At 62.2% G+C, this 14,125-nt stretch carries 15 protein-coding genes; 6 read left to right on the plus strand and 9 right to left on the minus strand.

The window, feature by feature from the left end:
- Positions 1-7: 7 nt before the first annotated feature.
- The 3 genes from GTQ41_RS26025 to GTQ41_RS26035 all read right to left on the minus strand — a co-directional run bounded on the left by GTQ41_RS26025 (position 8) and on the right by GTQ41_RS26035 (position 1,515).
- Positions 8-802: a thiazole synthase gene (locus GTQ41_RS26025; protein WP_047297148.1), complete on the minus strand. Its 795-nt coding sequence runs from the start codon at positions 800-802 to the stop codon at positions 8-10.
- A 60-nt stretch (positions 803-862) separates the two neighbouring features.
- Positions 863-1,063 (minus strand): sulfur carrier protein ThiS, encoded by a 201-nt coding sequence (gene thiS, locus GTQ41_RS26030; RefSeq protein WP_161794890.1) that lies wholly within the window; start codon positions 1,061-1,063, stop codon positions 863-865.
- Between the two features lie 80 nt (positions 1,064-1,143).
- Entirely contained in the window at positions 1,144-1,515 is a 372-nt protein-coding gene (locus tag GTQ41_RS26035) for a DUF423 domain-containing protein (RefSeq protein WP_047297149.1), read from the minus strand.
- A 74-nt stretch (positions 1,516-1,589) separates the two neighbouring features.
- On the opposite strand from GTQ41_RS26035, the gene mtgA reads away from it, so the two are divergent.
- Positions 1,590-2,312 carry a monofunctional biosynthetic peptidoglycan transglycosylase gene (gene mtgA / locus GTQ41_RS26040; RefSeq protein WP_047297150.1) on the plus strand — a complete coding sequence of 241 codons (723 nt, stop codon included), beginning with the start codon at positions 1,590-1,592 and terminating at the stop codon, positions 2,310-2,312.
- Between the two features lie 206 nt (positions 2,313-2,518).
- On the opposite strand, the gene rpoH is transcribed toward mtgA, so the two are convergent.
- From rpoH to ftsY, 4 genes are all read right to left on the minus strand, one after another.
- Positions 2,519-3,373, minus strand: coding sequence for an RNA polymerase sigma factor RpoH (gene rpoH, locus GTQ41_RS26045; protein ID WP_003229146.1), 855 nt, complete (start codon positions 3,371-3,373; stop codon positions 2,519-2,521).
- 115 nt (positions 3,374-3,488) lie between these two features.
- Positions 3,489-4,514: a permease-like cell division protein FtsX gene (ftsX, locus tag GTQ41_RS26050; RefSeq protein ID WP_007964135.1), complete on the minus strand. Its 1,026-nt coding sequence runs from the start codon at positions 4,512-4,514 to the stop codon at positions 3,489-3,491.
- Positions 4,511-5,182 carry a cell division ATP-binding protein FtsE gene (gene ftsE, locus GTQ41_RS26055; RefSeq protein ID WP_217325383.1) on the minus strand — a complete coding sequence of 224 codons (672 nt, stop codon included), beginning with the start codon at positions 5,180-5,182 and terminating at the stop codon, positions 4,511-4,513. The genes ftsX and ftsE overlap by 4 nt, the downstream gene beginning before the upstream one ends.
- Complete coding sequence (gene ftsY / locus GTQ41_RS26060; RefSeq protein WP_047297151.1) at positions 5,179-6,681, minus strand: signal recognition particle-docking protein FtsY; 1,503 nt, start codon at positions 6,679-6,681, stop codon at positions 5,179-5,181. Before ftsY ends, ftsE begins: the two co-directional genes overlap by 4 nt.
- A gap of 344 nt (positions 6,682-7,025) precedes the next feature.
- On the opposite strand from ftsY, the gene GTQ41_RS26065 reads away from it, so the two are divergent.
- The 5 genes from GTQ41_RS26065 (at position 7,026) to GTQ41_RS26085 (ending at position 12,457) form a co-directional block, all read left to right on the plus strand.
- Entirely contained in the window at positions 7,026-8,381 is a 1,356-nt protein-coding gene (locus GTQ41_RS26065; protein WP_047297152.1) for a pitrilysin family protein, read from the plus strand.
- Entirely contained in the window at positions 8,374-9,861 is a 1,488-nt protein-coding gene (locus GTQ41_RS26070) for a pitrilysin family protein (RefSeq protein WP_047297153.1), read from the plus strand. The genes GTQ41_RS26065 and GTQ41_RS26070 overlap by 8 nt, the downstream gene beginning before the upstream one ends.
- The gene (rsmD, locus tag GTQ41_RS26075; protein ID WP_027610566.1) at positions 9,861-10,472 is read left to right on the plus strand and encodes a 16S rRNA (guanine(966)-N(2))-methyltransferase RsmD; all 612 of its coding nucleotides are present in this window, start codon (positions 9,861-9,863) and stop codon (positions 10,470-10,472) included. The genes GTQ41_RS26070 and rsmD overlap by 1 nt, the downstream gene beginning before the upstream one ends.
- A 162-nt stretch (positions 10,473-10,634) precedes the next feature.
- Positions 10,635-11,630 carry a hydrolase gene (locus GTQ41_RS26080; protein WP_047297154.1) on the plus strand — a complete coding sequence of 332 codons (996 nt, stop codon included), beginning with the start codon at positions 10,635-10,637 and terminating at the stop codon, positions 11,628-11,630.
- A complete protein-coding gene (locus tag GTQ41_RS26085) occupies positions 11,606-12,457 on the plus strand; it encodes an AraC family transcriptional regulator (RefSeq protein ID WP_196302453.1) in 852 nt (283 codons plus the stop codon). Before GTQ41_RS26080 ends, GTQ41_RS26085 begins: the two co-directional genes overlap by 25 nt.
- 63 nt (positions 12,458-12,520) lie before the next feature.
- Here the strand turns inward: GTQ41_RS26085 and GTQ41_RS26090 are convergent, their stop codons facing one another.
- Both GTQ41_RS26090 and GTQ41_RS26095 read right to left on the minus strand, forming a co-directional pair.
- Positions 12,521-13,375, minus strand: coding sequence for a sulfurtransferase (locus GTQ41_RS26090; RefSeq protein WP_047297155.1), 855 nt, complete (start codon positions 13,373-13,375; stop codon positions 12,521-12,523).
- A 31-nt stretch (positions 13,376-13,406) separates the two neighbouring features.
- Positions 13,407-14,078: a TetR/AcrR family transcriptional regulator gene (locus GTQ41_RS26095; RefSeq protein ID WP_007964152.1), complete on the minus strand. Its 672-nt coding sequence runs from the start codon at positions 14,076-14,078 to the stop codon at positions 13,407-13,409.
- Positions 14,079-14,125 lie beyond the last annotated feature (47 nt).

Raw genomic sequence — 14,125 nt, forward strand, 5'->3', positions numbered from 1 at the left:
ATGGCTCTTACTTGATCAGACCATCCAGCGGCGAAGAGGCGCTGGCATAGAGTTTTTTCGGCATGCGGCCGGCGAGGTAGGCCAAGCGGCCTGCGACGATCGCGTGTTGCATGGCTTGGGCCATCATCACCGGTTGCTGGGCATGGGCGATGGCCGAGTTCATCAGCACCGCGTCACAGCCCAGTTCCATGGCGATGGTGGCGTCGGAAGCGGTACCGACACCGGCATCCACCAGTACCGGAATTTTCGCTTCTTCGAGGATGATCTGCAGGTTGTACGGGTTGCAGATCCCCAGACCGGAACCGATCAGACCGGCCAGCGGCATGACCGCGATGCAGCCGATTTCCGCCAGTTGCCGGGCGATGATCGGGTCATCACTGGTGTAAACCATCACGTCGAAGCCTTCCTTGACCAGCGTTTCCGCGGCCTTGAGGGTTTCGATCACGTTGGGGAACAGGGTTTTCTGGTCGGCCAGCACTTCCAGCTTCACCAGGTTGTGGCCGTCGAGCAGCTCACGGGCCAGGCGGCAGGTGCGCACGGCTTCGATAGCGTCGTAGCAACCGGCGGTGTTCGGCAGGAAGGTGTAGCGATCCGGCGACAGCACGTCGAGCAGGTTCGGCTCGCCTTCGATCTGGCCCAGGTTGGTACGGCGCACAGCGAAGGTGACGATCTCGGCACCCGAGGCTTCGATGGCCTGGCGGGTTTCTTCCATGTCACGGTACTTGCCGGTACCGACCAGCAAACGCGACTGGTAAGTACGACCGGCCAGGACGAAAGGCTTGTCGCTACGAACGATGCTCATGGGGAATCCTCTTTAGGGGTGAGGGTCTTGCAGAATTCTGTGCCCTTGCGGGCCGGGCGACTAGCCGCCGCCGATGGCGTGCACCACTTCAACATGGTCGCCGTCATTGAGAACGGTGTCGGCATGCTGACTGCGCGGGACGATATCCAGATTGAGTTCGACTGCCACCCGGCGACCGGTCAGGTCCATACGGGCAATCAGGGCCGCAACGGTTTCACCGTCGGGCAGTTCAAGGGATTCGCCGTTCAACTGAATGCGCATGCGCCAAGCCGCCATCATTTTTAGGGGGTGGCATTCTAGCCCGATCATGACCTAAAGGTCAGCACCAAGCGTCAAGCGGTTTACTGCAGGCGCCAGGCGGCAAGTCCGAGACACAGCCAGCCAACCAGAAACGCCAGACCGCCGAACGGAGTGATGATGCCGAGCTTGCTGATACCTGTGGTGGTCAGCACATACAGGCTGCCGGAGAACAGCAGGATGCCGACGGCGAACGATGCCCCCGCCCAAGCGACGAGACGCCCCTGAATCTGCGAGGCCAACAGTGCAACACCAAACAACGCCAAAGCGTGCACCAGCTGATAGGTCACGCCAGTGTGGAAAATCGCCAGATACTCGGGGGTCAGGCGGTTTTTCAGGCCATGGGCGGCGAAGGCGCCAAGGCCCACACCGGTGAAACCAAAGAAAGCGGCCAGCATCAGAAAGCCACGCAGCATGTGGAACTCCAGTCAGACTCGTTCGGCAGGGTCTGTATAATGGCCCGCTCCATCGGTTCGGCCAAGCCATCTCTATGCTGCGTTCACTTTTGCGTCGTCTCACGAAGGCCCTGCTCTGGTTCGCGGGCGGCAGTGTATTGCTGGTGTTGCTGTTTCGCTTCGTGCCGCCGCCGGGCACGGCGCTGATGGTCGAGCGCAAGGTTGAATCCTGGGTCGACGGCGAGCCGATTGACCTGCAGCGCACCTGGAAACCGTGGGACGAGATCTCCGACGATCTCAAGGTCGCGGTCATGGCCGGCGAAGACCAGAAGTTTCCCGAGCACTGGGGCTTTGACTTCGGCGCGATCCAGGCGGCATTGGCCCACAACGAATTGGGCGGTTCGATTCGCGGCGCCAGCACCCTGAGCCAGCAAGTGTCGAAGAACCTGTTCCTGTGGTCGGGGCGCAGCTATCTGCGCAAAGGCCTGGAGGCCTGGTTTACCGCATTGATCGAAGTGTTCTGGCCCAAACAGCGGATTCTTGAGGTTTATCTCAACAGCGTCGAGTGGGATGACGGAGTGTTTGGTGCCGAAGCGGCGGCACGCCATCACTTCGGCGTGAGCGCCAAGTCACTGTCGCGTCAGCAGGCAAGTTATCTGGCGGCAGTACTGCCCAACCCGCGAGTGTGGAGTGCGAGCCATCCGACGGCTTATGTATCGCGCCGGGCCGGGTGGATTCGGCAGCAGATGAGCCAGTTGGGCGGGACCAGTTATTTGCTGGGGCTGGATGATTCGCGCCGGGCGCCTTGGGCGCGATAGCCCTCACTGTTCTTATAGACACTGAAAATCCCTGTGGGAGCGGGCTTGCCCGCGATAGCGGTAGTTCAGCCACCATCTACATGACTGACCCGACGCCATCGCTGGCAAGCCAGCTCCCACAGGGATTAATGCCGCCCTGACATATGCGCATAAAAAAACGCCCCGATCATCGCTGATCGGGGCGTTTTTGTTTGCCTGAGCGCCGGTTACGCGGCGATCGACAACTTGAGCTTGTTCATCGCGCTCTTCTCGAGCTGACGGATCCGCTCGGCCGATACGTTGTACTTCTGCGCCAGGTCGTGCAGCGTGGCTTTCTCCTCTGCCAGCCAGCGCTGGTAGAGAATGTCGCGGCTACGTTCGTCCAGCACTTCCAGCGCTTCGTGCAGGTTGTGGTTGGAGTTGTCGCTCCAGTCGGCATCTTCCAGTTGACGCGCCGGGTCGTACCGGTGGTCTTCCAGGTAGTTGGCCGGCGACTGGAAAGCGCTGTCGTCGTCAGCTTCTGCAGCCGGGTCAAAGGCCATGTCATGGCCGGTCAGGCGACTTTCCATCTCGCGCACTTCACGTGGTTCGACGCCGAGGCTTTCCGCCACACGGTGGACTTCCTCGTTGTTCAGCCACGCCAGACGTTTCTTCTGGCTGCGCAGGTTGAAGAACAGCTTGCGCTGGGCCTTGGTGGTCGCGACTTTCACAATGCGCCAGTTGCGCAGGATGAACTCGTGAATTTCCGCCTTGATCCAGTGCACGGCGAACGACACCAGACGCACACCCATTTCCGGGTTGAAGCGCTTTACAGCCTTCATCAGGCCGACGTTGCCTTCCTGGATCAGGTCAGCCTGAGCCAGACCGTAGCCGGAATAGCTACGGGCAATGTGTACGACAAATCGCAGGTGGGCGAGCACCATCTGCCGAGCCGCCCCCAGATCCTGCTCATAGTAGAGACTCTCGGCCAGTTCACGCTCCTGCTCCGGCGTCAGCAATGGAATGCTGTTGACGGTGTGCACATAGGCTTCCAGGTTCGCACCCGGAACCAACGCGTACGCAGGTTGCAAAGAATTGGTCATGCGAAAAAACCTCCCACTTACATACTCGTGCCTCTCGGCACTGCGAAAAATTGACCGGGAATTCAAGTACAAGTTCCCAAAAAAACCGCAAGGTCAATCACGCGCAAAAAAGATTCTACTTCGGCGCCAGCTCCCTGAGATGACGTGCGACTGCAATCCATGCACCGATATAACCCAACAGCACCGCGCCAAGCAAGAGCGACAGACCGTCGGCAACTGGCACTCCGGCCAGCGCGAAATCACTGCCGTACAAGCCGGCCAGTCCAACCACCGCGTCGTTCAGCCAGTTCAGGCCGAACGCCAGCACACCCCAGGACAGAACACCTGCACCGAAGCCATACAGCGCGCCCATATAAAGGAAGGGACGGCGCACATAGCTGTCGGTGCCGCCGACGAGTTTAATCACTTCTATCTCTGTGCGGCGGTTTTCAATATGAAGACGAATGGTATTGCCTATCACCAAAAGTAATGCAGAAACCAGAAGCACCGTCAGACCGAAGACAAAACGATCACCGAGCTTGAGGATGGCAGCCAGACGCTCGACCCAGACTAGATCAAGTTGCGCCTGTTGTACCTTGGGCAGCTCGGAAAGTTTTTGTCTTAATGCTTCCAGGGTCGGCTTGTCGACCTCGTTCGGGGTCACCAGCACCACGCCCGGCAGCGGGTTCTCCGGCAGCTCGCGCAGGGCTTCGCCCAGACCGGACTGCTGTTGAAACTCTTCCAGCGCCTGGTCACGGCCGACATATTCGGCATCAGCAACGCCGGGCATGCCTTTGATCTGCTCGCGCAACGATTCGCCCTGCGCGGGCGTGGCATCCAGTTGCAGATACAGCGAAATCTGCGCCGCCCGCTGCCACGAACCGCCGAGACGCTCGACGTTATTGATCAGCAGCGACAGCCCCATCGGCAAGCTCAGCGCCACGGCCATCACCATGCAGGTGAAGAAGCTGCCGATCGGCTGCTTGCCAAGGCGACGCAGGCTGTCGAGCAGGCTGGCACGGTGACTTTCGATCCACGAGCGCAACAGCGTGGAAAAGTCCGGGCCGTCGTCATCGTCGTGTTTTTTCTTCTTTGGCGGCTGCGGATCGGCGGCTTTCGGGGCCACGCGTTCGGAAACCTTCGGACTGCGTGTCGCACTCATACGCCGGCCTCCCCGTCGCCAATCAAGCGGCCGCGCTGCAGGGTCAGCATGCGGTGCCGCATGCGCGCAATCAGGGCCAGGTCGTGACTGGCGATCAGCACGCTGGTGCCCAGTCGGTTGATATCTTCGAACACGCCCATGATCTCGGCCGCCAGGCGCGGGTCGAGGTTACCGGTCGGTTCGTCCGCCAGCAGCAGCGCCGGACGGTGAACGATGGCGCGGGCAATGCCGACGCGCTGTTGCTGACCAGTGGACAGGTCGCCGGGGTACAGATCGGTTTTATCCGACAGCGCCACGCGCTCCAGCGCCGAATCGACGCGCTTGGCGATCTCGGCCTTGGACAGCCCGAGAATCTGCAGCGGCAGCGCGACGTTGTTGAACACCGTGCGATCGAACAGCAACTGGTGATTCTGGAACACCACGCCGATCTGCCGGCGCAGGAACGGAATCTGCGCATTGCTGATGGTGCTCAGGTCTTGCCCGGCCAGCAGCAGTTTGCCGCTGGTCGGACGCTCCATCGACAGCAGCAGGCGCAACAGTGTGGATTTACCGGCACCGGAGTGACCGGTGACAAACAGAAACTCGCCACGACGGACTCGAAAGCTCAGCTCATGCAAGCCGACGTGACCGTTCGGGTAGCGTTTACCGACCTGTTCGAAACGAATCATGAACGCTCCCGCTCGGCAAACAGTGCCTGGACAAAGGGTTCGGCTTCAAAGGTACGCAGATCGTCAATGCCTTCACCGACACCAATGTAGCGGATCGGCAGGCCAAACTGCTTGGCCAGGGCGAAAATCACCCCGCCCTTGGCGGTGCCGTCGAGCTTGGTCAGCGCCAGGCCGGTCAGTTCGACGGTCTGGTTGAATTGCTTGGCCTGGTTGATGGCGTTCTGACCGGTGCCAGCGTCGAGCACCAGCAACACTTCGTGCGGCGCGTCGGCGTCGAGCTTGCCGATCACCCGGCGAACTTTCTTCAACTCTTCCATCAGGTTGTCTTTGGTGTGCAGACGACCGGCGGTGTCGGCGATCAGCACGTCAATGCCACGGGCCTTGGCGGCCTGCACGGCGTCGAAGATCACCGACGCGGAGTCAGCACCGGTGTGCTGGGCGATCACCGGGATCTTGTTGCGCTCGCCCCAGACCTGCAACTGCTCAACGGCGGCGGCGCGGAAGGTATCACCAGCGGCGAGCATGACTTTCTTGCCTTCCAGCTGCAGCTTCTTCGCCAGCTTGCCGATGGTGGTGGTCTTGCCGGCGCCGTTGACGCCCACCACCAGAATCACGAACGGCTTGGTCTGCGAGGCGATTTTCAGCGGCTGTTCGACCGGTTTCAGCATCGCCGCCAGCTCGGCCTGCAGCGACTTGTACAGCGCGTCGGCATCGGCCAGCTCTTTGCGGGCGACCTTCTGAGTCAAGCGCTGGATGATCTGCGTGGTGGCTTCGACACCGACGTCGGCGGTCAGCAGACGGGTTTCCAGCTCATCGAGCAAATCGTCATCAATGGTTTTACGACCGAGAAACAGGCTGGCCATGCCCTCGCCGATGCTGGCGCTGGTTTTCGACAGGCCTTGCTTGAGGCGGGCGAAAAAGCCGACTTTGGTTTCTTCGCTGCGCGGGGCTTCCACTGGCGTTTCAGCAACCACGTCTACCGGCACCACCGGAGCAGCGACGACCGGTGCAGGTGCAGGCTGCTGAACGACCGGCGCAACAGGGGCGACGACCACCGGGGCCACGGGTTCGGGAACAACCGGTGCCGGCTCGACAACCGGCTCAACCACTGGCGCCGGAGCGACTTCAGGGACGAACGCGGCGGGCGCCGGAATCGGCGGCGTCACATGCGGCGATGCCTCTTCGACCAACGCCACCGGCTCTTCCGCCACCGGCAAGGTCAGCCACGGCTCGGCCGCCGGGGTCAGGGGCAACTCGGCCGCCGCCGGGGTTTCAGGTTGCGGCTCTGGCTCAACCGGTTGCAGCACCGGCTCGGCAATCGGCAGCACGATCGGCGCCGACTCTTCTTCTATGGCAGGCGCTGGCGTCGGAGCCGGTTCAGGAATCGCGGGCGGCTGTTCGACGACGGGTTCCTGCGGTTTCTTACGCAGCCATCCGAACAGGCTTTTCTTCTCGCCAGCCGCAGCTGGGGTCTTCTTGTCGTCGTTGGAACCAAACATGGAGGACGGCTATCTCACGGTAGCGACGCGCCATAAGGGCGCCCCGGCAAATAAATATTCGATGCAGAACAGACTGTGTTTCATCCAGCTTGTTCACGCGCAACATTTTGTCGAGGCGCCAGCGGCACCCCAAAGATTCGTATTAACGAAGGACTAAACCGGCAAAATCGGCGAAAAAGCGAAGTCTAGTCGATAAACCGCAGCTTTCTGCCGCCAACCTATACAACCGGATCAGGCCTGAAAACCTGATAGGCGTGGTCGCCGGTAAAACGGATCAGTATCCTAGCACCCTCTCGCCCGCCGACGCTAAGACCAAGCGGGCAGCCCAACAGGTTAAAAAACGAATGAATGCTCTAGCCCGCCGCGCTGCAGGCCTGCTGCTCAGCACAGTCTGCCTGCCCCTTTCGGCCCTGGCGGCCGACCCGCAACCGACCCACGAATTCACCCTCGACAACGGCCTGAAGGTCGTCGTGCGCGAAGACCATCGCGCGCCAGTCGTGGTGTCGCAGGTCTGGTACAAGGTCGGCTCCAGCTACGAAACCCCGGGCCAGACCGGTTTGTCCCACGCGCTCGAGCACATGATGTTCAAGGGCAGCGAGAAAGTCGGCCCCGGCGAAGCCTCGCTGATCCTGCGCGACTTGGGCGCCGAAGAAAACGCCTTCACCAGTGACGACTTCACCGCCTATTACCAGGTGCTGGCCCGCGACCGTCTGGGCGTAGCGTTTGAACTGGAAGCCGACCGCATGGCCAATCTGCGCCTGCCGGCGGACGAGTTCGCCAAGGAAATCGAAGTCATCAAGGAAGAGCGCCGCCTGCGCACCGACGACAAGCCGATGTCCAAGGCCTACGAGCGCTACAAGGCGATGGCCTACCCGGCCAGCGGCTACCACACGCCGACCATCGGCTGGATGGCGGATCTGGATCGGATGAAGGTCGAAGAGCTGCGCCACTGGTATCAGTCCTGGTATGTGCCGAACAATGCCACGCTGGTGGTGGTCGGCGACGTCACCCCGGATGAAGTGAAAACCCTCGCCCAGCGTTATTTCGGACCGATTGCCAGGCGCGACGTGCCGCCAGCAAAGAAACCGCTGGAACTGGCCGAGCCGGGTGAGCGCCAGATCACCCTGCATGTGCAGACCCAACTGCCGAGCCTGATGCTCGGTTTCAACGTACCCAGCATCGCCACCGCTGAAGACAAGCGCTCGGTCAACGCCCTGCGCCTGATCTCGGCGCTGCTCGACGGCGGCTACAGCGGGCGCATCCCGACGCAACTGGAGCGCGGCGAAGAGCTGGTTTCCGGCGGTTCGTCGAGCTACGACGCCTACACCCGTGGCGACAGCCTGTTCACCCTGTCGGCAACGCCGAACACCCAGAAGAACAAGACCATGGCGCAAGCTGAAGCCGGTCTGTGGAAACTGCTGGAACAGCTGAAAACCACCGCACCGTCCGCCGAAGAACTCGAGCGCGTGCGGGCACAGGTCATCGCCGGCCTGGTGTTCGAACGCGATTCGATCACCAGTCAGGCCACCGCCATCGGCCAACTGGAAACGGTCGGGCTGTCGTGGAAGTTGATGGACACTGAACTTGCCGATCTGGAAAGCGTGACCCCGCAAGACATCCAGAACGCCGCCAAGCTGTATTTCACCCGCGAACGTCTCAGCGTCGCCCATGTCCTGCCACTGGAGACGACTCATGAGTGAGCGCAAATCCCCACGCCTGCTGCTCGGTTTGATCGCTATTGCCGTGATCGGCTCTGCCGCGTTCTATCTGATGCCCGGAGTCAAACCCGACGCCAGCGAAGCGCTGGACAACGCCAAGACCAGCCAGAAGCTGCAATCGCTAACCGAACTCGACGGCAAGGCCCCGGCCAGCCGCAAGCTCGACGTGCAAACCTGGAACACCGCCGAAGGCGCCAAGGTGCTGTTCGTCGAAGCCCATGAGCTGCCGATGTTCGATATGCGCCTGATCTTCGCCGCTGGCAGCAGCCAGGACGGCAATGCGCCGGGCCTGGCAGTCCTGACCAATGCCATGCTCAACGAAGGTGTGGCGGGCAAGGACGTCGGCGCCATCGCCCAAGGCTTCGAAGGCCTCGGTGCGGATTTCGGCAACGGCGCCTACAAGGACATGGCGCTGGCGTCGCTGCGCAGTCTGAGTGCCGCCGACAAGCGCGAGCCGGCGCTCAAGCTGTTCTCCGAAGTGGTGGGCAAACCCACGTTCCCGGCCGACTCCTTCGCGCGCATCAAGAATCAGATGCTCGCCGGTTTCGAATACCAGAAACAGAACCCCGGCAAACTCGCCAGCCTTGAACTGATGAAGCGTTTGTACGGCGACCACCCTTACGCACATTCCAGCGACGGCAACCCGCAGAGCGTGCCGAAGATCACTCTGGCGCAACTGCGTGAGTTCCACGCCAAGGCCTACGCCGCGGGCAACGTGGTGATCGCACTGGTCGGTGACCTGTCTCGCGCCGAGGCCGAGGCGATTGCCAATCAGGTCTCCGGCGCCCTGCCGAAAGGCCCGGCGCTGGCGAAAATCGCCCAGCCGCAGGAACCGAAGGCCAGCGTCAATCACATCGAGTTCCCGTCCAAGCAGACCAACCTGCTGCTCGCGCAACTGGGCATCGACCGTGACGACCCGGATTACGCGGCGCTGTCGATGGGCAACCAGATCCTCGGTGGTGGCGGTTTCGGCACCCGGCTGATGAGCGAAGTGCGCGAGAAGCGCGGCCTGACCTACGGCGTGTATTCCGGGTTCAGCCCGATGCAGGCTCGCGGCCCGTTCATGATCAACCTGCAGACCCGCGCGGAAATGAGCGAAGGCACGCTGAAACTGGTGCAGGACGTGCTCGCCGATTACCTGAAGAGCGGCCCGACCCAGAAAGAACTCGACGACGCCAAACGCGAGCTGGCCGGCAGCTTCCCGCTGTCCACCGCAAGCAACGCCGATATCGTCGGCCAACTGGGCGCCATGGGCTTCTATAATCTGCCGCTGAGCTATCTGGATGACTTCATGCGTCAGTCCCAGAGCCTGACTGTCGAGCAGGTCAAAGACGCGATGAACAAACACCTGAGCACGGACAAACTGGTCATCGTCAGCGCTGGCCCGACCGTGCCGCAAAAGCCGTTACCGGCCCCATCTGATAAACCTGCCGAGCCACCGCTCGGGGTTCCGGAGCATTAATGGCTACTCGTCCTAAAAAACCTGCGCAGAACGTCCATAACGGTGTGAACCAGCTGCGCATCATCGGCGGCGAATGGCGCAGCCGCAAACTGAGTTTCCCCGATGCGCCGGGCCTGCGCCCGACGCCGGACCGCGTGCGCGAAACCCTGTTCAACTGGCTCGCGCCGTACGTCGCCGGGGCCAAAGTACTGGACCCGTTCGCCGGCAGCGGCGCGCTGTTTCTTGAAGCACTGTCGCGTGGCGCGGCCATGGGTCAAGCGCTGGATGCCAGCCACGTAGCGGTATCGAGCCTGAAGGAACACCTCGGCACCCTGCGCTGCACCAACGGCCAGGTACAGACCGCCGACGCGCTGCGTTATCTGGAGACCCAGGTCGCCACGCCGTTCGATCTGGTCTTTCTCGATCCGCCGTTCAACCAGAACCTGCTGCCAGCGGTCTGCACTTTGCTCGAAGAGCGCCAATGGCTGGCGCCGGATTCGTGGATCTACACTGAAAGCGAGACCGCGCCATCGACGTTGGGCCTGCCGGGCAACTGGCGCCTGCACCGCGAGCAGAAATCCGGGCGGGTGTACTACGCGTTGTGGCAACGTATGGCAGAGATCGCCGGTTAACTGAAAGTTTGCGCTAAATCTGTGGCGAGGGAGCTTGCTCCCGCTGGGTCGCGAAGCGGCCCCTGTTTCAGAAGCGAGGCCTGCTGCGCAGTCCAGCGGGAGCAAGCTCCCTCGCCACAAAAGCCTGCCTACTCTGCCCACAAAGCTGCATCGAGAATCATCGTGCCCGCTTCTTCAGATCGCTTCACCCCCGCCTTCGGCCTCGGCAATCCGCACCTGCAAACCTTGTGGGGGCCGCTGTGGCGCAAAACCGTCCACCTTGATCGCGAGCGGGAACGCCTGTGGCTGGACGACGGGGATTTTCTCGATCTCGACTGGCATGGCCCGCACAGCGCCGAGGCGCCGCTGGTGCTGGTGCTGCATGGGCTGACCGGTTCATCCAATTCGCCTTACGTCGCCGGGATCCAGGCCGCGCTCGCCGCCCGAGGCTGGGCCAGCGTCGCGCTGAACTGGCGCGGTTGCTCCGGCGAACCCAACCTGCTGCCGCGCAGTTACCACTCCGGTGCCAGCGAAGACCTCGCCGAGGCCATCAAACACTTGCGGGCCAAGCGCCCGCTGGCGCCGCTGTATGCGGTCGGCTATTCATTGGGCGGCAACGTGTTGCTCAAGCATCTGGGCGAGACCGGCAGCGACAGCGGCGTGCTCGGTGCGGTGGCGGTGTCGGTGCCGTTTCGTCTTGATCAGTGTGCCGACCGCATTGGCCAGGGTTTCTCCAAGGTCTATCAAGCACACTTCATGCGCGAGATGGTCGCCTACATCAAGAACAAGCAGCGCCAGTTCCAGCATGACGGGCGTGAGGATGGCCTGGCAGCCCTGGCGGCGCTCGGTTCGCTGGAGAACATGCGCACCTTCTGGGACTTCGATGGCCGAGTCACCGCGCCGCTGCACGGTTTCAACGATGCCGAGGATTACTATCGGCGAGCATCGAGTCGCTACTTTCTCGGCGAGATCCGCACCCCGACCCTGATCATTCAGGCCGCTGACGATCCGTTCGTGTTCCCCCACAGCTTGCCGACGGCCGAAGAACTGTCCGCCAGCACCCAGTTCGAATTGCAGGCCAAGGGCGGGCACGTCGGCTTTGTCGATGGCACGTTCCGCCAGCCCGGCTACTACCTGGAACGGCGCATCCCGCAATGGCTGGCCCGTGTGACGTCGTGAGCGATCAGGGCGAGTCGATCCGCTTCTGGCAAACCGCGCCGCTGGCCGGGGTCGAGTTGCTGTCGGCGCGCTACATCGAGCATCGCTTCGCCCCGCATGTCCACGACGGTTATGTGATCGGCATGATCATGGCCGGCGCCCAGCGTTATCGCTATCGCGGCGCCGAACACCTGGCCGGCAGCGGCACGCTGGTGCTGATCAATCCGGACGAATTGCACACCGGGCACAAGGGCACCGAGGACGGCTGGCTGTACCGGGCCTTTTATCCCGATACCGGACAGATCGTGTCCTTGCTCGAGGAACTGGAACTGCCCTGCGCGCCGATGCCGGCGTTTGGCGCGACGCTGTACCGCGACCCGGATCTGGTCAACGGCTTCTGTCAGTTGCACCGCTTGCTGGAAAGCCCGGCCACCGCGCTGCAACAGCAGACGGTGTGGCGCGAAATGATGATGCTGCTGTTGCAGCGGCATGCAGCGGTGCAGATCAACGGCAAACCGGGCAAGGAGCATCGCGCGGTGGTGATGGCCAAGGAGCTGCTGCACGCGCAACTGGCGGCGCCGCCATCGCTGGAAGAACTGGCGGCCGCGGTGAATCTGTCGCCCTTCCACTTCGCCCGTGTCTTCCGCCGCGCCACCGGCATGCCGCCGCACACCTGGCTGATGCAGCAACGCATCGCCACGGCTCGGGGTTTATTGCAGAGTGGTTGCCTGCCGGTGGAAATCGCCATGCAACTGGGCTTTGCCGATCAGAGTCATCTCAGCCGACAGTTCAAGCAGGTTTACGGGGTTGGGCCGGCGGCGTATCGCAGTGCCCGCGTGGAACGCTAAAAGATCGTAGCCTGCGGCACGCCAGCCCCTGCAGGAGCTGCCGCAGGCTGCGATCTTTTGCTGTTATTCGCCCGTGGCTATACCTCTGGAAGGCTCGTTGATCCACTCACTCCACGACCCGGCATACAGCGAACCCAGCGGATACCCCGCCAGGCACAACGCAAACAGGTTGTGACACGCCGTCACCCCGGAACCGCAATAAGCGACCAGGTCCGTTGGCGAACGCTCGCCGAGTTTCGCCGCGAAACGCTGCTTGAGCTGCTCCGCTGGCAGGAAGCGCCCGTCGCTGCCGAGGTTCTCGGTAAACGCCGCGCATTGCGCCCCGGGAATGTGCCCGGCAATCGGATCGATCGGTTCCACCTCACCCTTGAAGCGCGGCAAGGCCCGGGCATCGAGCAATGTCAGCGACGGCTGAGCAAGGCGCTGGTGCAATTGCTCGGCGCTCAGCAGCAGTTTCATGTCCGGCTGACCACTGAAGTTGCCCCGGCTGACCGACGGCGCATCCAGGCTCAGCGGTTGACCCGCCGCGTGCCAGGCCTTGAGGCCGCCGTCGAGAATGTACACGCCGTCGCGCTTGCCCAGCCACGCCAGCAACCACCAGGCGCGGGCCGCATAGGCACCAGGGCCGTCGTCGTACAAAACCACATCGCTGTCGGCATTGATGCCCCACGCCTGCAGACGCTCGATCAGCGCCGCCGGCTCGGGCAATGGGTGACGTCCGGTCACGCCTTTGACCACTTTGCCACTCAGGTCACGCTCAAGGTCAGCGAAGCGGGCGCCGGCGATGTGCCCTTCGGCATAGCTGCGCTGCCCGTAGTCCGGGTCTTCGAGGGCAAAACGACAATCGAGAATCACCAGCCCCGGCTGCTCCTTGCGGGCATCCAGTGCGGTCGGGCTGAGCAGTTGCGCAATCGGCATGACGGACTCCTGTGAGCGACTTCGAAATGGGTTACCGCCCTTCCTCGAGGGCCTGGGCCAGCGGTACGTAGAACTCGTCGAACAAGGCATTCACCTCTTCGCGGGCCTGATCGGTGACGAACCCGGCTTCCAGCACCAGCACCTGATAGACGCCACGTTTGATGGCCTGCTCGCTGAGGTGGTTGGAGTTTTCCCGGGTGGTGCACAGAAAACGCACCCACGAGGTGAGGATGATCCAGGCATTGATCGTCAGGGACTCGATCTGTACCCGATCCATCTTGAGAATGCCGGCGGCGACAAAGCCCTCGTAGATCGCCATGCCCTGGATCACACAGCGCTGGGAAAAACGCCGGTAGCGCGCGGCCAGGTCCGGGTCACTGTCGAGCAGGTGTTCCAGATCCCGATGCAGAAAGCGGTAGCCCCACATCGCCGACAGCAGCTCCTTGAGGTAATAGCGCTTGTCTTCGACGGTGGCGGCACGCCCCTGTGGCGGGCGCAAAAAGCTGTCGACCAGACTTTCGTACTCACTGAACAGCACGGCGATGATCGCCTGCTTGTTGGGGAAGTGGTAGTACAGATTGCCCGGAGAAATCTCCATGTGCGCGGCAATGTGGTTGGTGCTGATGCTGCGCTCGCCCTGCTGATTGAACAGTTCGAGGCTGTTCTGCACGATGCGCTCGCTGGTTTTTATTCGTGGGGCCATGGCTTGAGCTTTAATTCAGAGTGCGGTGAGGGGCATCTTACGACCTA

It is taken from the genome of Pseudomonas sp. AN-B15, from assembly GCF_019056475.1.
In the GTDB taxonomy this organism is placed as follows: domain Bacteria; phylum Pseudomonadota; class Gammaproteobacteria; order Pseudomonadales; family Pseudomonadaceae; genus Aquipseudomonas; species Aquipseudomonas parakoreensis.